Origin of the sequence: Rhodococcus sp. 05-2256-B1 (genome assembly GCF_002258465.1) — a bacterium.
Classification (GTDB): domain Bacteria; phylum Actinomycetota; class Actinomycetes; order Mycobacteriales; family Mycobacteriaceae; genus Rhodococcoides; species Rhodococcoides fascians.
On sequence record NZ_NOZA01000030.1, the window covers coordinates 501,271 to 527,613 of the forward strand.

23 protein-coding genes are annotated in these 26,343 nt (G+C 64.9%); 12 read left to right on the top strand and 11 right to left on the bottom strand.

Annotated features, from left to right (window positions below):
• Positions 1 to 86: 86 nt before the first annotated feature.
• Together CH285_RS19565 and CH285_RS19570 are read right to left on the bottom strand one after the other, a co-directional pair.
• Complete coding sequence (locus CH285_RS19565; protein WP_094644020.1) at positions 87 to 1,256, bottom strand: winged helix DNA-binding domain-containing protein; 1,170 nt, start codon at positions 1,254 to 1,256, stop codon at positions 87 to 89.
• 4 nt (positions 1,257 to 1,260) lie between these two features.
• Positions 1,261 to 2,028 (bottom strand): metallophosphoesterase family protein, encoded by a 768-nt coding sequence (locus CH285_RS19570; RefSeq protein ID WP_094644021.1) that lies wholly within the window; start codon positions 2,026 to 2,028, stop codon positions 1,261 to 1,263.
• 170 nt (positions 2,029 to 2,198) lie between these two features.
• Between CH285_RS19570 and CH285_RS19575 the strand changes: the two genes are divergently transcribed.
• Complete coding sequence (locus tag CH285_RS19575) at positions 2,199 to 3,545, top strand: MFS transporter (RefSeq protein ID WP_094644022.1); 1,347 nt, start codon at positions 2,199 to 2,201, stop codon at positions 3,543 to 3,545.
• A gap of 50 nt (positions 3,546 to 3,595) precedes the next feature.
• Here CH285_RS19575 and CH285_RS19580 read toward each other — a convergent pair whose 3' ends face one another.
• Positions 3,596 to 4,156, bottom strand: coding sequence for a DUF2716 domain-containing protein (locus CH285_RS19580; protein ID WP_094622668.1), 561 nt, complete (start codon positions 4,154 to 4,156; stop codon positions 3,596 to 3,598).
• A 35-nt stretch (positions 4,157 to 4,191) separates the two neighbouring features.
• Positions 4,192 to 5,565, bottom strand: coding sequence for an FAD-binding oxidoreductase (locus tag CH285_RS19585; RefSeq protein WP_063216026.1), 1,374 nt, complete (start codon positions 5,563 to 5,565; stop codon positions 4,192 to 4,194).
• 71 nt (positions 5,566 to 5,636) lie between these two features.
• Here CH285_RS19585 and CH285_RS19590 point away from each other — a divergent pair, with 71 nt between their 5' ends.
• Positions 5,637 to 7,376 (top strand): helix-turn-helix domain-containing protein, encoded by a 1,740-nt coding sequence (locus CH285_RS19590; protein ID WP_094644073.1) that lies wholly within the window; start codon positions 5,637 to 5,639, stop codon positions 7,374 to 7,376.
• Between the two features lie 68 nt (positions 7,377 to 7,444).
• On the opposite strand, the gene CH285_RS19595 is transcribed toward CH285_RS19590, so the two are convergent.
• The gene (locus tag CH285_RS19595; RefSeq protein ID WP_032390345.1) at positions 7,445 to 8,404 is read right to left on the bottom strand and encodes an SDR family NAD(P)-dependent oxidoreductase; all 960 of its coding nucleotides are present in this window, start codon (positions 8,402 to 8,404) and stop codon (positions 7,445 to 7,447) included.
• A gap of 71 nt (positions 8,405 to 8,475) precedes the next feature.
• On the opposite strand from CH285_RS19595, the gene CH285_RS19600 reads away from it, so the two are divergent.
• The 3 genes from CH285_RS19600 to CH285_RS19610 all read left to right on the top strand — a co-directional run bounded on the left by CH285_RS19600 (position 8,476) and on the right by CH285_RS19610 (position 11,832).
• Positions 8,476 to 10,389 carry an alpha-amylase family protein gene (locus CH285_RS19600; protein WP_094644023.1) on the top strand — a complete coding sequence of 638 codons (1,914 nt, stop codon included), beginning with the start codon at positions 8,476 to 8,478 and terminating at the stop codon, positions 10,387 to 10,389.
• A gap of 75 nt (positions 10,390 to 10,464) precedes the next feature.
• Complete coding sequence (locus tag CH285_RS19605; protein ID WP_176458503.1) at positions 10,465 to 11,418, top strand: alpha/beta hydrolase; 954 nt, start codon at positions 10,465 to 10,467, stop codon at positions 11,416 to 11,418.
• A 54-nt stretch (positions 11,419 to 11,472) separates the two neighbouring features.
• Complete coding sequence (locus tag CH285_RS19610; protein ID WP_027498102.1) at positions 11,473 to 11,832, top strand: VOC family protein; 360 nt, start codon at positions 11,473 to 11,475, stop codon at positions 11,830 to 11,832.
• Positions 11,833 to 11,838: 6 nt separating this feature from the next.
• Here CH285_RS19610 and CH285_RS19615 read toward each other — a convergent pair whose 3' ends face one another.
• Both CH285_RS19615 and CH285_RS19620 read right to left on the bottom strand, forming a co-directional pair.
• On the bottom strand, positions 11,839 to 12,711 hold the full coding sequence (locus tag CH285_RS19615) for a PE-PPE domain-containing protein (RefSeq protein ID WP_094644024.1): 873 nt from the start codon (positions 12,709 to 12,711) through the stop codon (positions 11,839 to 11,841).
• A 73-nt stretch (positions 12,712 to 12,784) separates the two neighbouring features.
• Positions 12,785 to 14,152 carry a wax ester/triacylglycerol synthase domain-containing protein gene (locus tag CH285_RS19620; RefSeq protein ID WP_094644025.1) on the bottom strand — a complete coding sequence of 456 codons (1,368 nt, stop codon included), beginning with the start codon at positions 14,150 to 14,152 and terminating at the stop codon, positions 12,785 to 12,787.
• 193 nt (positions 14,153 to 14,345) lie between these two features.
• Between CH285_RS19620 and CH285_RS19625 the strand changes: the two genes are divergently transcribed.
• Positions 14,346 to 15,719, top strand: a complete 1,374-nt coding sequence (locus tag CH285_RS19625; protein WP_094644026.1) for a sialidase family protein — start codon at positions 14,346 to 14,348, stop codon at positions 15,717 to 15,719.
• A 62-nt stretch (positions 15,720 to 15,781) separates the two neighbouring features.
• Here CH285_RS19625 and CH285_RS19630 read toward each other — a convergent pair whose 3' ends face one another.
• Both CH285_RS19630 and CH285_RS19635 read right to left on the bottom strand, forming a co-directional pair.
• A complete protein-coding gene (locus CH285_RS19630) occupies positions 15,782 to 16,603 on the bottom strand; it encodes a hypothetical protein (RefSeq protein ID WP_094644027.1) in 822 nt (273 codons plus the stop codon).
• A gap of 123 nt (positions 16,604 to 16,726) precedes the next feature.
• Complete coding sequence (locus CH285_RS19635; protein WP_032390340.1) at positions 16,727 to 17,305, bottom strand: TerD family protein; 579 nt, start codon at positions 17,303 to 17,305, stop codon at positions 16,727 to 16,729.
• 226 nt (positions 17,306 to 17,531) lie between these two features.
• Between CH285_RS19635 and CH285_RS19640 the strand changes: the two genes are divergently transcribed.
• Positions 17,532 to 18,281 carry a DUF1906 domain-containing protein gene (locus CH285_RS19640; RefSeq protein ID WP_032369659.1) on the top strand — a complete coding sequence of 250 codons (750 nt, stop codon included), beginning with the start codon at positions 17,532 to 17,534 and terminating at the stop codon, positions 18,279 to 18,281.
• Positions 18,282 to 18,386: 105 nt separating this feature from the next.
• On the opposite strand, the gene CH285_RS19645 is transcribed toward CH285_RS19640, so the two are convergent.
• Entirely contained in the window at positions 18,387 to 19,247 is an 861-nt protein-coding gene (locus tag CH285_RS19645; RefSeq protein ID WP_048317156.1) for an Rv1157c family protein, read from the bottom strand.
• A 301-nt stretch (positions 19,248 to 19,548) separates the two neighbouring features.
• Here CH285_RS19645 and CH285_RS19650 point away from each other — a divergent pair, with 301 nt between their 5' ends.
• Entirely contained in the window at positions 19,549 to 20,766 is a 1,218-nt protein-coding gene (locus CH285_RS19650) for a mannosyltransferase (protein ID WP_094644028.1), read from the top strand.
• Here the strand turns inward: CH285_RS19650 and CH285_RS19655 are convergent.
• Complete coding sequence (locus CH285_RS19655; RefSeq protein WP_094644029.1) at positions 20,711 to 20,992, bottom strand: 4a-hydroxytetrahydrobiopterin dehydratase; 282 nt, start codon at positions 20,990 to 20,992, stop codon at positions 20,711 to 20,713. The genes CH285_RS19650 and CH285_RS19655 overlap by 56 nt on opposite strands.
• Positions 20,993 to 21,006: 14 nt before the next feature.
• On the opposite strand from CH285_RS19655, the gene CH285_RS19660 reads away from it, so the two are divergent.
• From CH285_RS19660 to CH285_RS19680, 4 genes are all read left to right on the top strand, one after another.
• Entirely contained in the window at positions 21,007 to 21,432 is a 426-nt protein-coding gene (locus CH285_RS19660) for a (deoxy)nucleoside triphosphate pyrophosphohydrolase (protein ID WP_032381364.1), read from the top strand.
• A gap of 317 nt (positions 21,433 to 21,749) precedes the next feature.
• Complete coding sequence (typA, locus tag CH285_RS19670; protein ID WP_032365354.1) at positions 21,750 to 23,687, top strand: translational GTPase TypA; 1,938 nt, start codon at positions 21,750 to 21,752, stop codon at positions 23,685 to 23,687.
• Positions 23,688 to 23,790: 103 nt separating this feature from the next.
• Positions 23,791 to 25,572, top strand: a complete 1,782-nt coding sequence (locus CH285_RS19675; protein WP_027498089.1) for an ABC transporter family substrate-binding protein — start codon at positions 23,791 to 23,793, stop codon at positions 25,570 to 25,572.
• The gene (locus tag CH285_RS19680; RefSeq protein WP_032369865.1) at positions 25,569 to 26,252 is read left to right on the top strand and encodes a haloacid dehalogenase type II; all 684 of its coding nucleotides are present in this window, start codon (positions 25,569 to 25,571) and stop codon (positions 26,250 to 26,252) included. The genes CH285_RS19675 and CH285_RS19680 overlap by 4 nt, the downstream gene beginning before the upstream one ends.
• Positions 26,253 to 26,343 lie beyond the last annotated feature (91 nt).

Here is a 26,343-nt window from a genome sequence, read left to right on the forward strand (position 1 = left end):
GTAGGAGTGGGGATCACACAACTCGAAGGGTTGTGTGGCACCGCGATTTACACACACAGTTCGACTGTCACTTCAGGCTGATGTGGCTACGACTTTCCGCGTAGTCTCTTCTCCAACGGCGTCGGAAACGACGGGACCACCGCGGTATCGTCGAGCAGGGCGGTGATCCGACCGGCCTCTGCTGCAACCTCTTTCGATACCGCAGACCCGACGTCCTCGAGTAATTTCGTGACCACCGAACCGGTGGAATCCACGGCCCATCCGCCGACGATGCGTCCCTCCCACCAGATGGTCGGACCGATGTTTCCGAAGGTATCGAACAGTGGGGCCTTGTGTTCGCCGAGATACCAGTGTCGGTGCTTCCACCCCATTGGAGTGGGATCCAAGGCGGGAAGCAGCATCGCCCGAGGCGGGGAGTCGTGGAACACCGTGTCGGTCAACATGATTCCGTCACCCTCGGCCAGTTCGACGGCCACGGTGTCGAGTTCGGCGACCGCTCCACGGGTCTGCGTCTTGTTCCATCCCGTCCACCATTGCAGGTCGTCCAAGGTCGCCGGTCCGAACACGTCGAGCCAGCGCCGGGCCACATCGGCTCGGGCGGAGGGCTCGTCCAACTCGGGAATCCCGTTGGGCCACCACTGATCGATCGGTGCCCAGGCATGTCGGCGCGACGTCCACGCGCCGCGCGGCTCGACCCGCACCAGCTTTCCCTCCGCGGCCATCATCACCAAGACTTCGGAGGTGACATAGCGTTTGACGTCGTACACCTTGTCCGTGGTCGGCAGCAGAGCGGTCTTGAGTCCGGGTACTGCTGCGGACAGCTCCGCCCCGGTCGCCGTACCCATCGAGCGCAAGACGGCATCGGTCTCGGCTTCGGTTGCTGCGAGCCAGGATTCGACGTCGTCGATCACTGGTTCGGTCGGCAGCGTCGACACCTGCTTGATCAACCGGGTTCGCATCGTGCGGGCAACTCCGAGGCTGGCGGCAGCGTGGATCATCGGAACGTCGTCGTGCGCGACGACGAACATCGTGCGACGCATCGCCATCAAGCGAACCAAGCTACGGCGTTCGTACATCGCGTCACGAACGTCCGACAGTCCCAGCGATCGAGCGCGCGCAAGCACGGAGAGATACACGGTCGCGGGATCGGTGGCATGCAGTGCGAGCAACGACGACACCACGGATTCCGCACTCGGGGCGTCGGACAAGTGCTGCGCGACGAGCCGCTGTCGCCGCTGGACGTCGGTGATCTTCACGGGCTCAGTGTGACTGCTCGCGTGGCGCGGGACCGACGAAACCGGTGAGAAGCGCGTCGGCGATTTCGGTCATTCCGTGCGCGCGGGCATCGTCGGCGGCACCGATGTGGTCGTACTCGACGCGCTCGAACGACACCGTCCAGCTGCCCGTGCTGTGATCGTCCAGCACTGCGTATCGGGCGTGTGGAGACCCCGATTCCATGACGTGGGGGTAGGGCTTATCGTCGTCGTACGCGGGCGCGCCGACGCTGCCCGGATTCACGACGAGCGTGCCGCTGGGAAGAGTCCACTGGCGCTGCAGATGGGTGTGGCCGCAGGCGATGACAGATCGGTCCGTGAAACCTGCTGCCCGTTCGGTGATTTCGACCTCGGTTGCCTCGCGAGAGCCATGAGGGTCCACCGAGTGCAGGAAGTACTGCTGATCATCGGTGGGTGTTCCGTGTACTGCGAGGATTCCGTTACCCAGCTCCAGCGAGAACGGGAGCGAACCCAGCCACCGTCGATGCTCGTCGTCGAGTCGATCGTGGGCATGCCGATCCCAACTGCCCATGGAATCGGGCTCCTGCTCGAGGAGGTAGCGATCGTGATTGCCGGCGATGGTGGGGAAACCCAGTGCCATCAATCGATCCGCAGTTCGGCGCGGATGCAGTCCGCCGGAGAGAAGATCGCCGAGGTTCACCACGGAGTCGACGCATTGCCGTTCGATGTCTTCGAGGACGGCGTCGAGCGCCGCGATGTTGCCGTGAATATCGGCAATGAGAGCTACTCGCACAAGCACAGGATCGCAGCGTGGGCATTCGGCTGCAACACGGCAACCCTCGTCGAGCGTTGGAGACTTCGCCCTCGGATCTCCGTCTTCGATGGGTAATTTCTCCATAGACCCTCGGCTTACAGGTCCATAGTGTGGGCCAAGTCACTTCCGTTCGATGGAAAGCCGAGCCCATGCCTGCAATCACGACGAAGCCCGAGATCGAAACCAGGGTGGTCAAGAAGGTCGCTCGACGCATCATTCCGTTCCTCGGGGTGGCCTACTTCGTCAACTATCTCGATCGCACCAACATCGGGCTGGCCAAGCTCACGATGAGCGACGAGCTGGGGCTCACCGAGACGATGTTCGGATTGGCGTCCGGGCTGTTCTTCATCGGCTACCTGCTGTTCGAGGTGCCGAGCAACCTGGCGCTGCACAAGTTCGGCGCACGCCGCTGGATTGCACGCATCATGGTCTCGTGGGGAATCGTGGCCGCCGCCATGGCATTCGTACCCACTGCGGGCTGGCTGTACGGGCTCCGCATCGTTCTCGGCATCGCCGAAGCGGGCTTCTTCCCCGGTGTCCTGCTGTACATGACGATGTGGTTCCCGCGGGCCTATCGAGTTCGGCTGATGGGCCTGTTCATGTTGGCTCTGCCGATCTCCTCGGCGCTGGGTGCGCCTCTGTCGAGCGCGATCATCCAGTACTGGGACGGACTGTTCGGACTCTCCGGTTGGCGCGTGATGTTCTTGTTCGAGGGCCTGCCCGCAATCGTTCTCGGTGTGATCACCTGGTTCTACCTGACCGATCGGCCGTCACAGGCCACATGGCTGGACGACGACGAGAAGAATTGGCTGACAGCGGAATTGGAGTCCGAGGGGTCGTCGAAGAGCGCGCACGTCACCGGCTCGGTCAAGCGGGCTCTCACCGACGTACGGGTATGGATGCTCGGGCTGGTGTACTTCGGGATCACCTACGGCCTGTATTCGCTGAGCTTTTTCCTGCCCAGCATCGTCGCCGGTTTCAAGAAGACGTTCGATACCGACTTCTCCCTCGTGACAACCGGGCTGATCGTTGCGGTTCCGTTCGCGGTGGGTGCCCTTGCCATGGTGTTGTGGAGCAGGCATTCGGACCGGACGGGTGAGCGCACCTGGCATGTCGCGATCCCCACGTTGATCGGCGCGGTCTCCATACCGTTTGCGCTGTACATGGATTCGCCGTTCACCACGATGATCGCCGTGACGGTCAACGCAGTCGGAGTGTTCTGCGCGCTGCCGGTGTTCTGGTACCTGCCGAGTGCATTCCTCACCGGGGCAGGCGCGGCCGCGGGCATCGCGATCATCAATTCGGTGGGCAACCTGTCCGGCTTCGGCGCGCCGTACGTGACGGGCTGGCTACTCGACGCGACAGGGAACGCGCGCGCCGGACTGTGGGTCGTAGGCGGCGTCATGATGGTGGCCGTCGGGTTGGTACTGGCGCTGCACCGTCGCACGGTGGGAAACAGCACGAGCAGTGATATGGGGGCGCCGGTCTCGCACTGACGACCGCGTGGATCCGGAGCGGCAAGTCGTCTCGACGCCGAGCGGATCGGCTATCGATCCGCGACCCGTCGCCCGTCGACCCGGATCGTGGGGAGCCACGTCGCCAAGGTGCGCCCGAGGGTGGCGACCATGCGCGGTCCGAAGACACACAAGGTGCGTTCCCACGGGTGACCGAAGGTCCCTTCGGTGAATCCGTCGCGGGTGAAGATGTAGTAGTCGCCGTCCGGATAGACGGGTACCCGCCACTCGGCGTTCTCGGCCGCATCGGCGTGCGCTTGGGCATCGAAGCTGTAGCCGGGGTGTTGCCAGTCCAGGACCACAAACGTGGGGGCATCCGCAAATTCGGTGACGAAGCAGCGCAGGGCTTCCGCATTGACTGCGTCGACTCTCGCGGACCATGAGGCCATCGTGCGTACGGTGTCTGCGTCGAGGTCGAATGTCATCGACGGGGCAGGCTCGGCAATGGCCGGCCATGAGTCAGGTGTGGTCCCGGGCCGAAACCCGAACTTGTTGTCGAACCGCGACCAATGCTCCGATGTCACGCTTCGGTCGAGTTCGGTCCACCCGATGGGCAACGCAGAACCGAAGTCCATGGTCAGCTTGCTAGTCATAGGTCCATCGTCCCAGGGCTTGAGAGGCTGCGCTTTCAGGACGCGAATACCTTGCCCGGGTTCAGGATTCCGTGCGGATCCAGTGCCTTTTTCACCGCGCGGTGCATGTCCAGCACAACTGGGTCCAGCTCCTGTGCCAATCCGTCCATCTTGAGCAACCCCACGCCGTGTTCGCCGGTGACAGTGCCTCCGAGTTCCAGTGCAGCGTCGATGATCTCGGCGAAGGCGGCCTGAGCGCGCTCGCGGGCCGGGATGTCGTCGTGCGGCGTGATGAGCAGCGGATGCAGGTTTCCGTCGCCCGCATGGGCGATGTTGGCGATCGTCGTCTCGTATCGCAGGCCGATCTGTTCGATACGCGACAGCATCTCGGGCACATGCTTCTTCGGCACACAGACGTCCTCGGTCAATACCGGTCCGAGTCGCTCCATCGCGGGATACGCCAACCGCCGAGCAGAGAACAGGGCGTCGGCCTCCTCCTGATCGGTCGATACCGCAGACCAGGTGGCTCCGGCCTCGTCGAAGCACGTCAGCATCTTCTCGGCCTGCTGGTCTCCGATGAGCCCCGGATCGTCGATCCGCCCGAGCAACACCACATTTGCCTCGACGGACAACCCCATGTTCTTCCAGGCGTCGACGGCGATGAGGCATTGCTTGTCGATCAGCTCGAGCGCGGACGGCGTCAATCCGGCGGCGGCCACTGCGGCCACGGCACGTCCGGCGTCGACGATCGAATCGAAGTACCCGGCAACGGTCCGTTGCGGATCCTGGAGCGGACGCAGTTTCAGGGTCACCTCGGTGATGATTCCGAGTGTTCCTTCGGATCCGACCATCAGACCCGCAAGATCGTATCCAGCAACGCCTTTCGCGGTCTTACGCCCGAGTCGTACCAATTCTCCGGTACCGGTGACGATCTGCATCCCCATGACGTAGTCGCGGGTGACGCCGTACTTGACGCAGCACAGCCCACCGGCGTTGGTGGCCACGTTGCCGCCGATCGTCGACCACGGCGCACTGGCCGGATCCGGCGGATACCACAGGCCCTGCTCTGCGACGGCTGCTCTGAGGTGATCGTTGACGACTCCGGGTTCGACGACGGCATAACGCTCGAGTGCGTCGATCTCCTTGATGGTGTCCATCCCGTCGAGCGCGAGCACGACGCAGCCTTCGGTGGCGTTGGCTCCGCCGGACAAACCGGTACCCGCCCCGCGAGTGACGATGGGCGCTCCGTGGGCGAGACAGGCTCGAACGACGGTCTGAACCTCCTCGGCGGTCCGGGGACGCACCACGGCAACGGGCAGAGAATACGGGGCCCACTCCGCCTCGTCGTGCTGGTAGGAGGCAATGACGTCCGCGTCGACCACGATGCGATCGGTGGGCAAGGCCGCGGACAGTTGTTCGACGAGCGTCATGTTCTCGACTCTAGCTGTGAGCTGGGTCTCGGCCAATGTAGGTTCTCTCTATGTCTGCGGAGAAGTCATGGATGGAACTTCTGCTCGACGACGCGTCGATCGATCGTCTCGACGAGCACCGGAAGGCATTTCCGGGTGCCGAGGCGCACGCAGCTCTGCGGCTTCGCGCCCTGCTGGATCAGCGACGTCAACGCAGCACGGAGTTGGCGGCACTCAATGACATCGCCGTGCGACTGACGACGGTGCGCGACAACCGTGCTCTTCTCCAAGAGGTCGTCGATCAGGCACGCAGGCTTCTCGGTGTCGACCTCGCCTACATGGGGTCCGTACAGGGAGACGAGTTCGTCATCGACGTCACCAGCGGAGCCCTCACTCCCCGGCTCGTCGGCCTTCGGCTCGAACAGGACGCAGGGCTCGTCGGACTCATCGTGCGCAGTGCGTCGCCGTCGTGGACCCCCGACTACCAGAGCGAGCCGGCGTTCCAGCACATCACCGGTGCGGACAGCGCGGCCCGCTCGGAGAACATGCGCGGTCTGCTCGGCGTGCCGTTGCGGGTGGGCGATCGAGTGATCGGCGCATTGTTTGCATGCAAGCGCCAGGAACGCGACTTCGCAGACAGTGAGATCGCCCTGCTCTCGGCGCTGGCGGCGCACGCGGCCATCGCCATCGAGAATGTACGGACCATCGACCGGCTCGAGACGCTGAATGCCGAATTATCGGAACGCACAGCCGAACTCGAACAGACACTGCAGTGGGACCGAACGTTGACCCAGGTGGTCCTGCGCGGCGGCGGCGCACGAACACTGGTGCGCGAGATTGCTGTATTGACCGAGCGTCCGGCGTACTTCGTTCCGGATGCCGCTGCGGTTCCCGCGGCACTGGCGGTCCACTCGGCGGAGGTCGACGAACTGCTACGCGTGTGTGGCGACGGCAAGGACACCGTGTCGACGACGTCGATGACGGCTCATCGGGTGGCCGCAGCCGGTCAATTCCTCGGCGCGCTGATCTCGATCGGAACGGACGATGCCCGGACGCGTCTGCTGCTCGATCGAGCCGCGCCTGCAGTGGCCCTGTCACTCGCCGAGGAGCGGGCCGCCGCCGATTCCGCGCGGCGCGCCCAGGATGCGTTCCTGGTGGACCTGCTCTCGCACCCGGCGTCCACTCCGGATGCCGAACGGCGACAACTCCATTTGGCCGGACTTGCCCCCGACACGTCTTACTGTGTAGCCATCGCGCAGGGTGCGTCGAGAACGAAGCTCGGCCGATTTCCGGCAGGATCTGTTGTCACGGAGCAAGGTTCGAGCCTGATCGTGGTGGTGCCCGCGCACGATTCGGCGACGGTCACACCAATGTTCTTCGACGGTGCCACCGTCGGAATCTCCGAGCCGAGCACCGGACCCGAGGCGCTGGCAAAGGGCTATCGGGAAGCTCGGCAGACCGTCGACGTGTTGGTCACCCTCGGCCGCGAGGGGGAAGCATGTTCGGCGCGGGGGTTGGGAATCTATCGAATTCTGCTCAGCCACTTGGCGCGTGAACATCTCGACGAACTGACGCAGGAAAAGTTGGGTCCGCTGTTGGCCGAGCAGAACAAGCGCGGGGTTCCGCTGGTGGAGACACTCTCGACCTATCTGGCGCGTGGACGCCATCATTCGGCAACCGCGTCGGCTCTCGGGGTGCATGTCAACACGCTCTATCAACGACTCGACGCGATCGACCGCCTGATTGGAACGCACTGGCGCGACCCGGACAATGCTCTCGATCTTCAGGTCCTGATGCGGCTGCGCAGATCGGCCGACCTGCTGGGTCTGTGACGTCGATCGGGCTCTTCGGATCGGGGCCAGGCTGGGCGCAAGCGGCTAGAGCCCGGGCTGGGAAGCGATCAGATCTCGATTCCCGTTGCCTCGACCACATTCGCCCACAATGCATCTCGCACCCGCGCGGAATCTCCGCGCCAGGAGGGATAGTGCGTCGGCCGCGGCGCTCGGTCGTGCCAGAATGTGCCGGTGCTGGTCAACGCGGGATCGGCGGCCACGAGCCAGACGATGGTGTCGGCACCGTCGTCGGCGCTGCGCAGAATGGGTTTCATCACCGAATCGAACAGTGGCATAGACCCGGTGACGCCCGGCGTGGACGCCCAGCCCGGATGCATGCTGTGTACCACCGGATCGTCCTCGAGCGAAAAGCGTTCGGCCAGTTGCTCGGCCACCACCACCTGCATTCGTTTCGTTCGGGCGTACGCCGTCATGCCGGAGTACTTGCCGTTCTCGTACTCGAAGTCCGGGTTCTGCAGCGGCACCGCATACATGCCTCCGCTCGATACGAACACCACCCGCGATCCGGCGTCGAACAATTCTCTCAGTCCCACCGTCAGTGCGACCGGTCCGAGAACATGGGTGGCGAAAGCGGATTCGTGTCCCTGTGCCGACAACCGCCGCTCGTCCGGCATCACCCCGGCGCAATGTACGAGCGCGTGCACCGCTGTCAGTTCGGACGCCAATGCCGCGATCAGGGCCGCCACCGAATCGAGATCGCTGATATCGCACTCACGCACCACGAGCGAGGCGTCGGTCACTTCGGTTCGGATGGCAGCAGCGGCGGCGTCGAGTCGCTCGGCCGATCGTCCGACCAGGTGCACCCGCGCTCCGAGGCGGGCGAGCTGCTTCGCGGTAGCTGCTCCCAACCCCGAGGATGCGCCGGTGACCACCATGTCGATGGGGGAGGCGAACGGTAACGGATCGGCGGCCCAGAATCGCCGACGCACCGTGGCACCGATTCGGGAGTAGCCGGGAACGACGGCTCTGTCGAGAATCGTGTCCACCGTGCGGCTCAGCAATGACATGCTGCGCCAGTACCCCGGGGATTCGGGATGTATGCGCGTCGGCAGCGACTGCTCGATGCCATGATGAGTCCATGGCGCACACCACGGTCTCAGACGTCACCCGCGACATCCTCGCCGAACTGCCCGCCCATCGACGCGAGACGTTCGAGCTCCGCCTCGAACAGTGGTTTCCCGATCTGCACGACGCCGTCACGGCTGTCTACCCCGAGCCTGATGCAGTGGCTGCCACGCTCGTGGAGATCGCCGCCCGTGCGTACGCGGAACGGTCCGAGGATCTGCACAGACTCGATCAGCGTCGACTGCTCGAACCCGATTGGTTTCAGCAGCCGGACATGTTCGGCTACGCCTGCTATGTGGACCGTTACGGCGAGACGCTGCGCGGAGTCGGTGAACGACTGGATCATCTGACCGATCTGGGTGTCACCTACCTGCATCTGATGCCGTTGCTTCGACCGCGGCCGGGCGACAACGACGGCGGCTACGCAGTGATGGACTATCGCGCGGTGCGAGAAGATCTGGGCACCAACGAGGATCTGCGTACTCTCGCCGAGACTTTGCGCGGACGTGGTATCAGCATGGTGGTCGACCTGGTCCTCAATCACGTTGCTCGCGAACATGAATGGGCTGTCAAGGCGCGAGCCGGCGATCCCGTGTACCGCGACTATTTCTTGATCTACCCCGATCGGACGACCCCGGATTCCTACGAGCGCACCCTCCCCGAGGTATTTCCGGACTTCGCGCCGGGCAGCTTCACGTTCGACGACGAACTCGGCGAGTGGGTGTGGACCACGTTCAACGAGTGGCAGTGGGATCTGAACTGGGCCAATCCGGCTGTGCTGCAAGAGTTCGCGAGCATCGTGCTGCACCTGGCCAATCTCGGGGTGGAAGTGCTCCGCCTCGATGCGATCGCATTTCTGTGGAAGCGGCTCGGCACCAACTGCCAGAACCAGCCCGAAGTGCATGCGATCACCCAGGCTCTCCGAGCGACCGCTCGCCTTGCCGCTCCGGCAACGCTCTTCAAGGCCGAAGCAATCGTCGGCCCGCGCGATCTGTTGCCGTATCTGGGGCAGGGCAGACACACCGGGCGAGTATCGGACATCGCGTACCACAACTCGCTGATGGTGCAGGTCTGGTCGATGTTGGCCACGGGCAGTACGGCTTTGGCGCGTCATGCCCTGGCGTCGTTACCGCCCACACCACCGAGTGGCACCTGGGTGACCTACGTGCGATGCCACGACGACATCGGCTGGGCCATCGACGACGGTGACGCGGCGTCGCTCGGACTGTCGGGTGCAGGCCATCGGCATTTTCTGGCCGACTGGTACTCCGGCGAGTTCGATGGTTCCTGGGCCGAAGGGCTTGTGTTCCAGTACAATCCGGACACCGGGGATCGCCGGATCAGTGGAACCGCAGCCGCGCTCACCGGTCTGGGCCCGGCCCGCCTGGATCCCGACGGCGCGTTCGGGCGAATCTTTCTGTCGCACGCCATCATTGCCGGATGGGGCGGCATTCCCGTCGTGTGGAGCGGTGACGAGCTCGGCTCGCCGGGAGACCCGAACTGGGCAGACGAACCGGCTCATGCCGAGGACAACAGGTGGGTGCATCGACCCCGCGTCACCGACGCCGACCGCGCCGGCCGATTCCAGCAGGGGAGCGACGCCCAACGAGTGTTCGACGGCATCGCTCGCATCGCGAAGGTGCGCTCCGGTCTACCGATGTTGCACGCCGAGGCACCGGTCGACGTCCAGACCGAATCCGACGACGGTCTGCTCGTGGTGCGCAGACGTCATCCCAGCGGCACCCTGGTGGGGCTCTACAACGTCACATCTCAGCACCGCCCGTTCCCCCATGCGCAGTTGATCGAGCTCGGCATCCCGGCCCCCACCGAGGTGCTCTCGCAGCACGACCTGGCGGTCGACGACAACGGATCGGTGTGGCTGCCGCCGTACGCGGCCTGGTGGATCGTCGACAGCCCGTCGCGCTAGAGGACGCATTACCGTGACCGAGCTGTTACCCTCCCCGGGACGGTGGGGCTGGATACGAACAAGGGGACAATCTCGATGCGCGATCGGTTACGAAGTACGGTGCTCGCTCTGGTAGCGGTCATGGTCGCCACGATGGCAACGGTGCTGATGGGGACCGGTGTGGCGAAAGCCGACTCCGAGCTGGTCTACGTCTACTCGCCGTCGATGGACAAGAACATCCCGATCAAGGTGCTCCGAGCTGCCGGTGGCGGTCCTGCACCCACGCTGTATCTGCTCGACGGACTGCGTGCGCCCGAGGACAACAGCGGTTGGCTCATCGAAACCGACGTCGAGAGCTTCTTCGCCGACAAGCACGTCAACGTGGTCATTCCGTTCGGCGGCGGCGGAACCTTCTACTCGGACTGGCAGCGCGACGACCCCAAGCTCGGACGGGTGAAATGGGAAACGTTCCTCACCCAGGAATTGCCGCCTTTCATGGCCGATCGTTTCGGTAGCGACAACGTCAACAACGCCGTGGCCGGCCTGTCGATGAGCGGCACCTCGGCACTGAACCTGGCGGCTCACCGGCCGGACTTCTACAAGGCGGTGGCGTCGTTCAGTGGCTACCCGACGGCCAGCAGCCCCGGATTCGCTCAGGGCATCTCGGTCGCCGTCGGCGAGATGGGCGGCAACGCGCGCAACATGTGGGGCACCTGGCCGTCGGCAGACTGGATCCGCAACGATCCGTCGCTCAATGTCGGCGCGTTGCGCAACACGGCAGTCTTCGTTTCCTCGGGTAGCGGCTCACCGGCCACGGACCCGGTGTTCAACCCGGCCAGCAGCCGCTTCGATCCCGTCAAGTTCGCGCAGATGGTGCCGCTCGAAACCGCCGCAGGCATGAGCAGTCGGGCATTCGTTCCGTTGTTGCAGGCTGCAGGCGGTCGACCCAACGTCAAGATCACCGGCACCGGCGTGCACTGGTGGAACCACTGGCAGCAGCATCTGCACGAGGCGTGGTTCGAGACCATTGCCCCGGCAGTCGGCGGTTGATCGACAGCGAGTAATCGATAGTCCGACCCGGGTGATTCTCGCTACGATTCCGACATGAATGCACCCGTCATCGCCGTGGACTACACGGTTCTCGACTGTCCCGATCCGGCAGCGCTCGCCCGGTTCTACAGCACGATCCTCGGCTGGGAACCGGTGCGCGACGACGGAGATTGGGTGGTCGTCCACGGTCCGGGCGAACTGCGGTTGGCCTTCCAGAAGGCCCCCGACTTCACCCCGGTGGACTGGCCGAACGACGGCATCAAGATTCACCTCGATTTTGTCGTCGACGAGATGGAACAGGCCCGCGACTTCGTCGTCGATGCCGGAGCGACGTTGATCGACGATGCGCACGAGTCGTTCTGGGTGTACCGAGACCCGGTCGGCCACATCTTCTGTCTCTGCAAGCGAGACTGATCTGCGTTACGCGACCTGCGCGGCCGGCAATGTTCGGCCGAGCCGATGATCCTCTTGCTCGCCGAGCCAGCGGGCGAGAACCTGGCATCCGGTGAGGCCGTCTGCGTACGGCTCCGACGCGTAGGCGATGTGCCGACCGCCACCCGAGTTGGTCCACACCCATCGTCTCCAGCCGAGCGACGTGGGCAGGTACCCGGACACCTCGGTGGCCGCGGTGCGGAGGCGTCGAACATCCTTCGCCCACTGGGCCGGTCGTAGGCGAGTGCGAGTCGCGTTCTGAAAGCTGTTGCTGCGCACGAGTAGCCAGAGCTCGCGCAACCAGGTCTTGGGCGTGCGGAACGACATCCAGCGCGTCAGGTCGGCGATGTCGCGAATGAGGCTGTCGTCGCTGGCGTTGCAGATCATGTCCGACGCGAGAGCTATCCAGTGGGTGGGAATCGACTCCGGCAGAGCCGGCCCGGTTCCGGCAACCCCGCGGCCGGTGCAGCCGGGCACCGCACCGGCCGGCTGCTGTGGATCCGAGACCAGACCGGCCGCGACGATGCGGTTGCCGTCGACGATTCCGTCGTGAACGAGGCCCAGTACTTCGCGAACGACCGTGGCTCCCTGCGAATATCCGATCAGAGCGAGAGGGCCAGTGGTGTTCTCGATCGCGCGACGCAGGCGACGAACTCCGAGTTCGGTGCTGTGCCGGTAGCTCAGTCCCCCGAACGCAACGGGCCCGTACGACGCCGGGTAGCCCACCCAGCGGCCGACGAAGCGATCGTCGAGTGCGCCGACGACACACGACAGGAGACCGGTGACGCGGGTCCGATGGTCGGCCGGACGCGATTCGCCGGTGCCGCCGACCGCGAGTACGGTTACCTGCTCCTGGTTCATGGTTACCGAGTGTGGCCGACGAACCTGAGCCGAACGCCCGACAAATGCTGAGAACTGTCTGGCATTGACGCGTTCAGCTCAGTGCGGAACGTACGTCGTCGAGGCCATCGCGCAGAAGTGTCTCGTAGCGATCCGGATCCGGTACGGCCGCTCGGTTGGACGTCACGCTGATGGCGACGGTGTCGCCGATACCGTGCACGCCGTGCGTGAGGCTCATGGCAGGGGAGAGGGCAGGGAACCCTGCCGTGAATCGAACGTGCCCGCCGCCGAGCGTGAGGTCCGCTGCACCGCGCGAAACACTGGAGACAACAGTGTTGCCCGTGACGGTCGGCGGCACCGCAGTCGGATCGAACTGTGTGACTCCCCACGCCGCCAGGAATGCCGGGACATGGCGTTCTGTCTCGTTCTGAGATGCGCGGGCTGTCAACGACACCGGGTGACCTGCTCGCGCTCTGCGCTCGGCCAGGTCTGCGGCCACGAGTCGGCTGCGAGTCCGCAGGTCCGGTTCAGCCGAAAACAAGCCGACGCCGACGTTGCCGAAGTTGTTGCGCGCGCCCACTGCAGCCGTCCGTGCGACGGTGACCTCGGCGGCGAGATCGGCCGGATTCTCGAGAAAGTGTTGGAGTGCAACGGAAATGGCCGTCAGGGCAGTGACGGTGATCGAGGTGTCGGCGAACTGGAGAGCCGACTTGGGTAGCACGATCGTTCGCAGATCCGTCCGGTCTGTAGGCGCAACGTCGAGAGTCGTCAACGCGCGAGAACGTGCAGGAGGAGGGACCGAACCCGACGCGGTATCTTCCTCCAATCGCAGTGCGTCGCGTCGCGCCCGAATGCCGGCGCGAGCCATGCGCACTACTCGCACAGGCAGAGTCAGGGCGGCGACGGCGGCGGTCAGGGGTGCGGGTGGCGCAGTCGGTGTAACGGGCCGAGAGGGCACGGGTTGTGTACCGAACAGCTCGCGAGCAGTGCGGGCGGCCAGTGTTCCGTCCGCGGCTGCGTGCGACAGTTGCAGAACAGCAACAAGACTCGGTCCGTCACACGCAGGAGCACCCGATACGTTCGGATACAGGTGCAGATGCCAGACCGTGTGTCGCGGGTCGACCTGACGCTCGAACGACGACGCGACGGCGTCGAGACATTCCTGCCACGTGCGGGGTTCGGGGTGAACGCTGATCGTGTCCGTGCCGGGGTCCATGGCAGTCCAGTGCGGACGCTCGAGACCGAACGGAACCTCTGTAATTCGAAGACCGAGCACCTCGATACCCGCGCTGCGAATGCGCAGCCGTCGCACCGTGGACTCCAGTGGTTCGCGCGCTCCCTCGAAGCAATACAGCAGAAACTGGTCACTGGGGACCTTCGACGCCATCCAGTACGCCTGCGTATCGACCGGATGAAGGCGCGCAGAGCCCGACAACAGAGGTTCGGCGAACGCACAGGGCACACCAGAAGCTTAAGGCGTGCATCGCCGGTCGACGGTCTCGAAACAGACCGGTTTCGTTCTGTGAGCTGTCACGACGTTCGGCCCAGGACTTCTGCATCGGCCTCGGCGTTTTCGGCGTGAATCGACGCTAGCCTGATCCAATGCACCACCGCGCCCCGATATCACGACGCCCGCGCCGCCGCGGGCGGGTGTCGTGACACCGCGGGTCGCGTCGGGATATCGAGCAGGGCTTCGCTTTTCGACCAACGCGGCAGCATCGGCCGACTACGCCACCGACATCTCCTACACCGAATACGGGTCGTCTGCGTGCACCCTCGGAACAGCCGCGGACAACACCGTATTTCTCGCCCCGGCATATACCGTCGACGGCGTCGGAGTTCTGCAGTCCTCCGATTTCGGACAATCCTGGCGAGCATCGGTGCCGGACGGCACGGTGAACACCGGCCGTCGAGCGCACATGTACTTCGACGATGCCGACGACCGGCTGTTTCTCACCGCCGGTCGCGTCGACTCGACTCCGACGCGCATGTTTCGATCGGGCTTCGACCTCGGAATCAGCGACGACCGAGGCCGAACGTGGCGCTTCCGGAGGGTGGCATCCAAGGCCAGGACAGGTGCCAAGGTATTCGCCGGACCTCGGGTGTCCGCACCGGACGCGTCGTCTCCGTCATCTGCTCGCGTGACGTACCTGTCCGCTCCCACGCCGTTCGCCCTCCGCGTGCGACCTCTGATCAACGCCACTCGCCAGGTGATCTGGCGTTCGTACGACGGCGGGACCAAATGGGAGGTAGCCGGCGGGTTCGACATCGACCCGAAAAACATTCCGGGACTTCCCGGTACGGACTACGTCGCATTCGGCACCGGTGTCGTCGGCCCGGACGGCACGGTCTACATCGGCGGCCGATACGGCCGTCGTTTCGCGGTGGCGGTCAGCCGCGACGAGGGTTTGACCTGGGATGTCCGCATAGTTCCCGGATCGGCGCTCGCCAAATATCACAACCCGTTGCACCTTCTGCTGCTCGCTTCCCGATACCTACTACCGGAGTCGGTCGCCGTCGACTGCGACGGCACCCTGTACGCCCTGTGGCCGGACCGGGACGGATTGCTGCACGCTTCGTGGTCTTCCGACGGCGCGAACAGCTGGTCGAGACCCGTCGTGGTGTCCGCTCCGGGAGTGCGAGGTGCGCGGTTCGGTGCGATCACCGCCACCGGATCGGGGCGCGTCGGAATTTCGTACTACGGGCGTGAGGCCGGCCGCGCATTCCACGGCTTCATTGCGCAGAGTCGCGACTTCCGCACTGCAGGACCGGTTTTCGTCGGTGGAAAGTACAACGAACCCGATGCTCCGCTGTTTCCGTACGGGTTCCGTCGAGGTTTCCCCGGCTCCGTTTTCGGGCGATCTCTCGACGAGATGGTGCGGGTCCGGTTCGCGCCCAACGGAGATCTCGTGACCGGAGCGGTCCTGCAGATGCGCGGGCGGAACCGCTTGCGTCCCTGGGCCGCACGCGCACGGCGCACCGAAATGCAGGCGGTTCTGGGTCGGCTCGGCCGCATCGATCGCTCCTGATGCAGCGAAAAGCCGTGCAGCGCAGAGCTACACGGCTTTTCGATCGTTCGATTGGACCTGAATCAGGCGACGTTCACCAGGCCGACCGTCGGGAAGAAGAAGCAACTCTTGTCCGAGCCGTCGATTGCCTTGTGGTTCACGGTGCCGAACACCGCGGCCAGAACGGTTCCCGATCCGGTCTGCACGGGGACAGCGCGCGCACCGGCAGCGGGCAACGCATTGAGTGCGTTGACCACGAGTGGCCGGGCCAAGTCCTTGAACTCCGCCGGAATTCCGGAGTTGTCGAGGATCGACTGGGCCATGGTGGTGACCAGGCCGCCGAAGTCGGCGAAGCCGCCCTGCAGGGTATTGACGTTGAACCACGCCACCTGCATGCCGGACTTGTTGGCCGAGTCGTTGACGATGCCGGCCGGAACGAACGCGAATATCGTCTCGCCCTTGTCGACGGCATTGAGATCGGGAATCTGCAAGGACGGCACACCTGGGATTGTGGGGATGGCGGGTGCCTTCAGTTGCGGCCACGGTCCGCCGGCACCACCGGCGACGCCCGGCACGATTCCGAGCGGCGCGCCCGGTGTGGCGGCGCAGTTGATCGCAGCGGTCGGGTAGAAGAACGGCGTGATGCCGAAGTCGGTGAGAGCCTTGTTGGCCGCGTCGAGGGCCGCGAAGGGGTCTGCGGAGGTGTTCTCGGCGACCGGGGTGCGCGAGTCGGCGATGGCATTCGCTGCGGCGAGCGAAGCACCGTCTTGCCCCTGCAATGCGGCGATCGCCCGGGCGAGCGGATCGGCGGGAGCCGGATCCGCTGCCGCAGTGGCGGGAACGGCGAGCAATGCCGCGCAGGAGAGCGCGAGCGCGCCCGCCAGACGGCTGAGGCGACGAGACATGTGTGACTCCTGTGACTTATGTGGCTGATGTTGCGTGTGCGCTGATATCACCACACATCATCTTGGCGTCACAAGCTCAGCTGTAGACCGTTGTGCAATCGAGACGGACTCGCGCACCCTGCGTCAGCCGACGTCGATGCCGAAATCGCGCACGATGCCCTCCAGGCCGGACGCGTAGCCCTGACCGATTGCGCGAAACTTCCATTCGGCACCGCGGCGGTACAACTCGCCGAAGACCATCGCAGTCTCGGTCGACGCGTCCTCGCTCAGATCGAAGCGCGCGAGTTCGCGGCCGTCGGACTTGTCGACCACACGAATGAAGGCGTTGACGACCTGACCGAAGTTCTGCCCCAGCGCGTCCGCGTTGTGAATCGACACCGGGAATGCAATGGAATCCACCTCGGGTGTCAGCGCTGCAAGGTCCACATCGATGCTCTCGTCATCGCCTTCGCCCTCGCCGGTGCGGTTGTCTCCGGTGTGCTCGATCGCGCCGTCGGGGGAGCGCAGGTTGTTGTAGAAGACGAAGTAGTTGTCACTGAGCGCCTTCTTGTCGGTACCGAGGCCGATCGCGCTCGCGTCGAGGTCGAAGTCTCCGCCGGTGGTGGAGCGAACGTCCCAGCCCAGACCGACGGTGACCGCGGTCAAGTTGGGTGCTTCCTTCGTCAGTGAGACATTTCCGCCCTTGGCGAGAGTTACGCCCATGTCCAACCACTCCTTCACGCTGTCGTTCGTGCTTCGTCCTCCCCACCCTATTCATGACTGCGGGCGCGGTGCTCGAGTTGCATGTGTGAACGACGAGCCACGCGGGTGGGGTGTGAGCAGTGGGGCTGGCGGTGCACATGTGTTTGTGATGGGATACGACAAAACATCGAAAAGTAGCAGTGACGGCGCGTTTCGTTACGTAGGCGCGCCGTGGCAATCGAACGGCATGGGAGATTTTGTGCAGGTTTCGCGACGTGAACTGTTCAAGTACGCCGCGGCCGGCTCCGCAGCCGCCGTCGGTCTGGCCGCGTGGGGTTCGGCCACCGCTCATGCAGACGCGGGGCTGGGAACGCTCGTCGACTACGCGGGAGGGGTGCCGTCGGCGTCGGCCATCAAGAGCGCAGGCCATCTCGGAGCTGTCCGCTACGTCTCGGATCGGCGTCCCGACGCGACCTGGATGGTCGGCAAGCCGATGACCGCGTCGGAGGCGCAGTCCCTCACCGAGGCCGGCTTGGAGGTGGTCTCCAACTACCAGTTCGGTAAGGGTGCCACCGCGGATTGGCGAGGCGGGTACGTTGCGGGCGTCAAGCATGCGAAACGTGGACTCGAGCTCCATCTGGCGGCCGGTGGCCCGTCCGATCGGCCGATCTACGCATCGATCGACGACAACCCGACAGCCGTCGAGTTCGCCACCCTCATCGCGCCGTACATCCTGGGCTGGCAGTCGGTGATCGGAGCGGAGAACACCGGTATCTACGCAAATTCTCCGACCATCGAATTGGCGTCCGTCGCGGGACTGGGCCAGTGGTATTGGCAGCACAATTGGGGGACCCCGAAGGGGTTCGTACATCCCGAAGCGCACATTCACCAGATTCGTATCGACAAGGACACGGTGGGTGGAGTGAAAGTGGATATCAACAATGTCTTGAAGTCCGATTACGGCCAGTGGTCGAAATCCGGTGCCGACATCGTCTGAATACCATCCGTGTAATTCGGTGGTCTTTTCTCCGGCCGATAAGCACGAAAACAATTCGCCCCCGGCTTCGAGGAAGCCGGGGGCGAATTGCTGTGGTCTCGTGAGCTACGGAACGTAGACCGTGCCGATCGTCGGCAGGAAGTTGCAGCTGCGCGGCGGCGCGGCGGCGTCTTCCTTGGACTGAGTGGTGATCGATCCGGACACCACGGACAGCACGCGACCGGGGCCGGTGTCGGCGATGGCCGACAACGTCGCGGGGCCGTCGGCGTTGATCTTGGCTGCGCCGGTCAGGTCCTGGGTTCCCGATCGGCGGTTGTCGATGTTGAGCCACGTCACGGTGAGCGGAGCGGACTGCTGCGCGGCGAGAGGCGCGGTGCCGAGGGCGGTGAAGACGAAACCGGCCTGGCCTGCAGCCGGTCCGGGGGGCGGCAACGTGGCCGGTCCGGGAACGGCCAAGGCGGTTCCGACGGAATCTGCGGTGTCGGAGATGCAGCCCTTGCCCAGGGTCGGGTACAGGAACTGTGCGATGACGGGGCCGTCGGCGGGCAGCTCGGGCCCACCGCCGCCGGATCCGTCCAGGAAGGTGATGACCGATTCCAGCAGCGACTTGACCTGGTCCGGAAGCTGCGCGGTTTCGAGAAGGGCGCGAGCCTGGCCGAGGAGATCTGCTGCGGGAGCGGCACCCACATCGGCCGGCCCTGCAGCTGCACCGACGATGGCAGGCGCGAAGGACGCGAGTGCCTCGATGTCGGAGAGGTTGGGCAGGGGTTCACCGGGAGCGGGCAGGAACTGGGCGATCAGCGCTGCGGGATCGGCCGGAGCAGCCGGCAGATCTGCCGGAGCCATGGGCACCAGAGGCTGAGCGGATGCGCTGGTCGGCACAACGAGTGCGGCGGCTGCGGCCACAGCCAGAGCTGTGACGACGCGACGCGTTCCGCGAGTACGAAGCACGGTGATATTCCCCATTCTGATCATGACGCAGGTCCACGGCGACAGCCGGTGCCCGAGGGGTCACTCTATGTAGAGCGATCCCGGATGTACAGCCGTAGTAGGTCCAGTCCTCCCCGGCTGAACTCTATCGAGGATTCTATGGGCCACGCGCTGCGAATTCTCCGCAGAATCGAACAATAGCCTGTTGCACGAGTGACCAGTGTGAAAGGTGATGTAAATGTTACGAGGGGATCGGCACGGTTAGGGTGGGTATCGATCGCCCTATAAGCTCGGCTGTCGATAAACGGCATCGATACCGAACGGAACCACACGCACCGTGAACCGACTTGTTCGGCTGGCCCCCGTTCTGCTGGCAGTTTCGGTGATCAGCCGATTCGTCTGGGCGTTCGTCACCCCCAACGGTATGAACCTCGTCGACCTGCACGTCTACGTCGAAGGCTCCGCTGCACTGCTCGGCGACAACCTGTACGACTACACGTACTCGGTGCAGACCCCGGACTTCCCACTGCCGTTCACGTACCCACCGTTCGCCGCCCTCGTGTTCTTCCCGCTGCACTATCTGCCGTTCACGGTGGTCGGCATCGTCTGGCAGGCCGCGACGATGATCGCGCTGTTCGCAGTGGTCCGGCTGGCCCTGTCGATGGTTCTCGGCGACGACCGGGCCGCCGAGAACCGCTGGGTGAGAATCGCCATGTTGTGGACCGCGCTGGGGCTGTGGTCCGAGCCCGTGCGCACCACCCTCGACTACGGCCAGGTCAATGTGTTCCTGGTACTGCTGGCGCTACTCGCGGTACGCAGCTCGCGCTGGTGGGTGGCGGGCGGACTCGTGGGGTTCGCCGCGGGCATCAAGCTGACCCCGGCCATCACGGGCCTGTACTTCCTCGCCACTCGGCGGTGGAAAGCTGCAGCATTCTCGGCGGTGGCATTCGCGCTCAGTGTCGCGGTCAGCTACGCGGTGCTGGGGCGTCAGGCGGCCACGTACTTCACCACGTTGCTCGGCGATGCCGACCGCATCGGACCCGTCGGCTCGGTCTGGAATCAGTCTCTGCGCGGAGCTCTGAGCCGGATCGTGGGCGAGGACGTCGGCCAGGGACCGCTGTGGATCGCCGCCGCAGTGATCGCCGTGGTCCTCGCAGTGCTGGCATGGCGAGCGCTCGATCGCCGCGACTACCTGGGAACCCTGGTCATCGTCCAACTCCTGGGCCTGTTGGTGTCGCCTATCTCGTGGTCGCATCACTGGATCTGGGTGATTCCGATGGTGATCTGGCTGCTGCACGGGCCGTTGCGCGGTATCGCCGGAGCCAAGATCGTTGCCGGCTACTGGCTGGTGACGGTCACGGTGGGGGTGCCCTGGTTGCTGAGCTTCTTCCAGGAATCGATCTGGACCATTCCCCGTCCCGGCCTCGAGGCCTGGGCCGGTGCCGTCGACGTGATCGGATCGGCTCTGTTCCTCGGCTGGGTCGCCTATGCGGGACGCGTCAATTCGCGATCAGTGCATCGATCCGACGCGCCAGATCCACGTCCTTCTGCGTGAGACCGCCGGCGCTGTGCGTGGACAGGGTGAACGTGAGCGTCCGCCACCTGATGTCGATGTCGGGGTGATGGTCCGCCTCCTCCGCGGCGTCGGCCACGCGGTTCACCACCTCGATCGCGGCGGGAAACGACGTCAGCTCGACGGTGCGGGTCAGAGATTTCTCCGTCACAGTCCAGTGGGTGAGCTGTGCGCCCTCGATATCGCGGTCGGTCAGCAATTCGGTCATAGAAAGATGGTGGCATGTCCGGTACCCCTACCGCTGTAGTTGTCGCGGCTGCGTTGATCGACGACGGTCGTCTGCTGCTCGCGCAACGAACTCGTCCGCCGGAGTTAGCCGGTCGGTGGGAGCTGCCCGGCGGCAAGGTCGAGCCGGGGGAGTCCGAGGACGCCGCACTGGCGCGCGAACTGCGCGAGGAACTGGGGGTCGAGTGTTCGATCGGTGCCGCGCTCAGTGGAGACGTCGAGCTTTCCGGTGGCATGGTGTTGCGGGCCTACCGAGCCTCGATCGTCTCGGGAACCCCTGCGCCGCTGGAGCATTCGGCTCTACGGTGGGTCGATGCCGCGACGCTGCCGACGGTGGATCTGGTTGATGCGGACCGACTCTGGCTGCCGGACCTACAGGAAATTCTGCTCACTTCGCCCGAGCGGTCTTCAGACCTTTCTTGAGGTCTTTCTTGGTCGCGCCCGCGGATTCCAACTTCTTCATTCGCATGATCACGACGGGGCATTTGATGCAACGAACTTTCTTGCGGCAGCATTTTTTCTTGGGCTTCATCCCCGAGACATCTGCGGCCTTTATCTTGCCCATGGGCACCAAGACTAATGGGTGGCGCAGGTCACAGACCTGAGGGTGGCGCGGGGCACTGCCGGACTACGGGTAAACTCGATCAGTCGCGAGAACCTCGCGGTGCAGCGCGCTTCTCTAGCGACATAAGCCCGCTAGCGAACAAGAGCCCGCATTCGACTCCAGGAGAATTTTTCGCGTGAGCGCCCCAAGCAGTGCAGACAACATCGACAGCACCACTACTTTTCGCAACGTCGCCATCGTTGCACACGTCGACCATGGCAAGACCACCCTGGTCGACGCCATGCTTCGGCAGTCCGGCGCGTTCGAGGAACGTGCCGAAGCGATCGACCGCGTCATGGACTCGGGTGACCTCGAAAAAGAAAAAGGCATCACGATCCTGGCCAAGAACACGGCCGTTCACAAGCGCAATGCCGACGGCACCATCACCGTCATCAACGTGATCGACACCCCCGGCCACGCCGACTTCGGCGGAGAGGTCGAGCGCGGCCTGTCCATGGTCGACGGCGTCGTGCTCCTCGTCGACGCTTCCGAGGGCCCGTTGCCGCAGACCCGTTTCGTGCTGCGCAAGGCGCTCGCCGCGTCGTTGCCGGTGATCCTGGTCGTCAACAAGACCGACCGTCCAGACGCGCGTATCGAAGAGGTCGTCTCGGAGAGCCACGATCTGCTGCTCGACCTCGCGTCCGATCTCGACGACGAAGCGTCCGAGGCAGCCGAGCTCGCCCTCGACCTCCCCGTTCTCTACGCCTCCGGCCGTGAGGGCAAGGCCTCGAAGGTCCAGCCCCAGAACGGACACGCTCCCGACGCCGAGAACCTCGACGAGCTGTTCGAGGTTCTGCTCAGCTACGTCCCCGCGCCCAAGGGCAACGTCGACGCGCCGCTGCAGGCACACGTCACCAACCTCGACGCGTCGGCCTTCCTCGGCCGCCTCGCCCTGGTTCGTATCCACAACGGCCAGCTCTCCAAGGGCCAGACCGTCAGCTGGATGCGTGAGGTAGACGGCGAGCCCGTCGTCCAGAAGGCCAAGATCACCGAGCTGCTCAACACCATCGGCGTCGAGCGCGTTCCCGGCGAGAAGGGTGTCGCAGGAGACATCGTCGCCGTCGCGGGCTTCCCGGACATCATGATCGGCGACACCCTCGCCGATCTGGAGAACCCGGTCGCTCTGCCTCGCATCACCGTCGACCAGCCGGCCATCTCGGTCACCATCGGCACCAACACGAGCCCGCTCGTCGGACGCGTCAGCGGCCACAAGCTCACCTCGCGCATGGTCAAGAGCCGCCTCGACCAGGAGCTCATCGGTAACGTCTCGCTCAAGGTCCTCGACATCGGTCGCCCCGATGCCTGGGAGGTCCAGGGTCGTGGAGAGCTCGCGCTCGCCATTCTCGTCGAGCAGATGCGTCGTGAAGGCTTCGAGCTCACCGTCGGCAAGCCCCAGGTGGTCACCCAGCAGGTCGACGGCAAGCTGCACGAGCCCTTCGAAGAGCTGATGGTCGACACACCGGAGGAATACCTCGGTGCAGTGACGCAGTTGCTCGCCGCACGCAAGGGCAAGATGGTCCAGATGACGAACCACGGCGCAGGCTGGGTTCGCATGGAATTCATCGTTCCCTCGCGTGGCCTGATCGGTTTCCGCACCGAGTTCCTCACGGACACTCGCGGCACCGGCATCGCCAACGCCGTCTTCCATGGTTACGCGCCGTGGGCCGGCGAGATCCGCGCCCGCCACACCGGCTCGCTCGTCTCGGACCGTCACGGCACCGTGACCCCGTTCGCGATGATCCAGCTGGCCGACCGCGGCACGTTCTTCGTCGAGCCGGGCGCAGACACGTACGAGGGCATGGTCGTGGGCATCAACCCCCGTCAGGAAGACCTCGACATCAACGTCACCCGCGAGAAGAAGCTGACCAACATGCGTCAGTCCTCCGCCGACGTCATGGAGACCCTGGCCAAGCCGAAGAAGCTGGACCTGGAAATGGCCATGGAGTTCTGTGCAGGCGACGAGTGCGTCGAGGTGACCCCCGAGGTCGTCCGCGTCCGCAAGGTGCACCTCGATTCCAACGAGCGCGCCCGTGAGCGTTCGCGCAGCAAGACGCGCGACAAGGCTGCTCTGTAAGACAGATCCTGTACGGCAGAAGCGACGTGTCACCATCGTGGGACGTCGCTTCTGCCGTACCTGTAGCCGATCACGAAGGAGATCCTCGTTGCGTAACGTACTGATGCCGGTGGTTCTGGCCTCCGCCACTGCCCTGGTACTCACCGCATGCACCGCGGATCCACCGCCTCCGATCGAGAGCGTCGAAACTCCGGTCACCACGACGACCGTGCCGTCGAAGACCGGCGACCCCGTTGTCGTGGCGATCGACGACGTGGGCATCGGGTTCAACCCACACCTGCTGGCCGACCAGTCGCCCGCTACCGCCGCGGTCAGTTCGCTCGTGCTGCCCAGCCCGTTTCGTCCCACCCTGAACCCCGACACCGGCGTGACCACGTGGGAGCCGGACCTGTCGCTGTTGATCTCCGCCGAAGTGACGTCTCAGTCTCCGTTCACCATCCGGTACCAGCTACGCAACGAGGCCCAGTGGTCCGACAGCGCACCGATTGCGGCCGAGGACTTCCGGTACCTCTGGCAGCAGATGATCACGCAGCCGGGCGTCGTCGATCCGGCCGGCTACGCACTGATCAGCGATGTTGCCTCTTCGGGCGGCGGCAAGACCGTCGACGTCACCCTCGAGTCGCCGTATCCGGCGTGGCAGCGATTGTTCGCCGACCTCGTGCCCTCGCACCTGCTCAAGGATTCGCCCGGCGGCTTCGAGGGTGGTCTCACCGACAACGTGCCGGTCTCCGGTTCGCGGTTCAACATCAAGACCGTCGACCAGGGCCGGGACGAGATTCTGCTGGAACGAAACGATCGCTTCTGGGACCAACCCGCCTCGCCCGACCAGATCCTGATTCGGCGCGGAGGCACCCCCGCACAGTTGGCCGATTCGTTGCGGTCGAGTGACGCTCAGATCGCACAGGTTCGGGGTGGGTCTGCGACGCGCGCGCAACTCTCGGCAATCCCCGGGGTCCGCACCGACACGATCCACCAATCGCGAGTGTTGTCGATGACCGTGAACGGCCGGGCACCGAATATGTCGGATCTGCTTGTGCGGCAGGGGATCATGGGTCTGCTGGACCCGAACCTGCTGGCCACGGTCGGGGCCGGCGGAGGGGCGACGGATCGCCGAGCCGCGGCCCAGTTGTCGTCGCCGTCGGACCCCGGCTACACCGCGACCGCACCCGCCCCGATCGGCAGAACCGCGGCCCTCGACCTGCTTCGCCGCGCCGGCTTCGTTCCGACACCCGACGCGATCATGACCTCGACGCCGAGCGCGGGCGCATCCACGACCTCTGCTGCGCCGCCGACCACCAGCGCGCCGACCACGAGTGCGCCGGCTCCCGGAGTACCCCGACTTGCAGACGCCGGCGGTACAGCGCTGCGATTCGTCATCGGTGCCGTCGAGAACGACGACATCGCACTGGCCGTGGCCGGCACCGCCGCGGACGAGCTCGTCAGTGCGGGTATCGACGCGACCGTCACTCCGCTGCCCGCGGACGAGTTGTACTCGACGGCGCTGACCGACGGCGGCGTCGACGCCGTGGTCGGGTGGACCAGTGCGGGCGTGGACCCGGCAACGGCCCTGGCCTCGCGCTTCGGCTGTGTTGTCGAGCCGGCTCCGGGGAGCAGCGGCAGCGTGGACGCCCCGCGCAATCTGTCCGGCCTGTGTGTTCCGGAATTACAGCCGACGATCGACCGCGCCCTGGTAACCGGCGTCGATGCGACGATCGTTGCCGAGGAGATCGAGCCCAAGCTGTGGTCTCTGGCGTCGACGCTGCCGATCATGCAGGACCAGTCCGTGGTGGCTGCGGTGCCGGGTATCACCGGCGTCTCGTTGACCGGGCCGGTCGAGGTCGGCATCTTCGCCGATGCCGCGAAGTGGATCCGGACGGTCCGGTGAGCACCGTGCGCTTGCCTCGGGTGATCATCTTCGACGTGAACGAGACCCTGTCCGACATGGCTCCCATGGCGGCGCGATTCGCCGACGTCGGAGCGCCCGAGCACCTGTTCCCGACGTGGTTCGCGGGAGTGCTGCGGGACGGGTTCGCGCTCGCGGTCGTAGGTACCGCTCGGCCGTTCGCCGAGGTCGGTTCCGGTGTGCTCGAGGCGTTGCTGTCCGATGCTGCGATCGATCGCCGGTTGGACGATGCTGTGGACCACATCATGGCCGGTTTCGCCGAGCTCGAGGTGCATCCCGATGTGGTAGCCGGAGTGAATGCGCTTGCAGCGCTTGGCATTCGGATGATCACCCTCAGTAACGGGTCCGCGTCGCTCGCGCAGTCTCTGCTCGAACGAGCCGGCGTGCGGAGTGCTTTCGAGTTGCTGCTGTCGGTCGAGGACGCCGGACGGTGGAAGCCGCACGCCGATGCCTACCGCTACGCGTTGGAGCAGTGCGGTGTCGAACCCGGCGACGCGATGCTGGTGGCCGTGCACCCCTGGGATATCGACGGTGCGCACCGGGCAGGCCTGTCGACGGCGTGGCTCGATCGCGAGAACCGTCCTTATCCCGACCATTTCGTGCCTGCCGATGTGACAGCGCAGTCGTTACCGGATGTGGCGCGAATGCTCGGCGAGCGATGAACGACTGCCCGACCCAGAGACCGAGACAAACGATGACACAGCGAGTAGCGAGCGACGAGGCATGACGGAACAGGTTGTGACAGAGCAGGTT

What these genes read in the sequence shown, in the direction of transcription:
- CH285_RS19575 (WP_094644022.1), top strand. Translation starts at nt 2,199, where the DNA reads ATGCCTGCAATCACGACGAAGCCCGAGATCGAAACCAGGGTGGTCAAG.
- CH285_RS19580 (WP_094622668.1), bottom strand. Translation starts at nt 4,156, where the DNA reads ATGACTAGCAAGCTGACCATGGACTTCGGTTCTGCGTTGCCCATCGGG.
- CH285_RS19585 (WP_063216026.1), bottom strand. Translation starts at nt 5,565, where the DNA reads ATGACGCTCGTCGAACAACTGTCCGCGGCCTTGCCCACCGATCGCATC.
- CH285_RS19590 (WP_094644073.1), top strand. Translation starts at nt 5,637, where the DNA reads ATGGAACTTCTGCTCGACGACGCGTCGATCGATCGTCTCGACGAGCAC.
- CH285_RS19595 (WP_032390345.1), bottom strand. Translation starts at nt 8,404, where the DNA reads ATGTCATTGCTGAGCCGCACGGTGGACACGATTCTCGACAGAGCCGTC.
- CH285_RS19600 (WP_094644023.1), top strand. Translation starts at nt 8,476, where the DNA reads ATGGCGCACACCACGGTCTCAGACGTCACCCGCGACATCCTCGCCGAA.
- CH285_RS19605 (WP_176458503.1), top strand. Translation starts at nt 10,465, where the DNA reads ATGCGCGATCGGTTACGAAGTACGGTGCTCGCTCTGGTAGCGGTCATG.
- CH285_RS19610 (WP_027498102.1), top strand. Translation starts at nt 11,473, where the DNA reads ATGAATGCACCCGTCATCGCCGTGGACTACACGGTTCTCGACTGTCCC.
- CH285_RS19615 (WP_094644024.1), bottom strand. Translation starts at nt 12,711, where the DNA reads ATGAACCAGGAGCAGGTAACCGTACTCGCGGTCGGCGGCACCGGCGAA.
- CH285_RS19630 (WP_094644027.1), bottom strand. Translation starts at nt 16,603, where the DNA reads ATGTCTCGTCGCCTCAGCCGTCTGGCGGGCGCGCTCGCGCTCTCCTGC.
- CH285_RS19635 (WP_032390340.1), bottom strand. Translation starts at nt 17,305, where the DNA reads ATGGGCGTAACTCTCGCCAAGGGCGGAAATGTCTCACTGACGAAGGAA.
- CH285_RS19640 (WP_032369659.1), top strand. Translation starts at nt 17,532, where the DNA reads ATGGGAGATTTTGTGCAGGTTTCGCGACGTGAACTGTTCAAGTACGCC.
- CH285_RS19645 (WP_048317156.1), bottom strand. Translation starts at nt 19,247, where the DNA reads ATGGGGAATATCACCGTGCTTCGTACTCGCGGAACGCGTCGCGTCGTC.
- CH285_RS19655 (WP_094644029.1), bottom strand. Translation starts at nt 20,992, where the DNA reads ATGACCGAATTGCTGACCGACCGCGATATCGAGGGCGCACAGCTCACC.
- CH285_RS19660 (WP_032381364.1), top strand. Translation starts at nt 21,007, where the DNA reads ATGTCCGGTACCCCTACCGCTGTAGTTGTCGCGGCTGCGTTGATCGAC.
- CH285_RS19675 (WP_027498089.1), top strand. Translation starts at nt 23,791, where the DNA reads ATGCCGGTGGTTCTGGCCTCCGCCACTGCCCTGGTACTCACCGCATGC.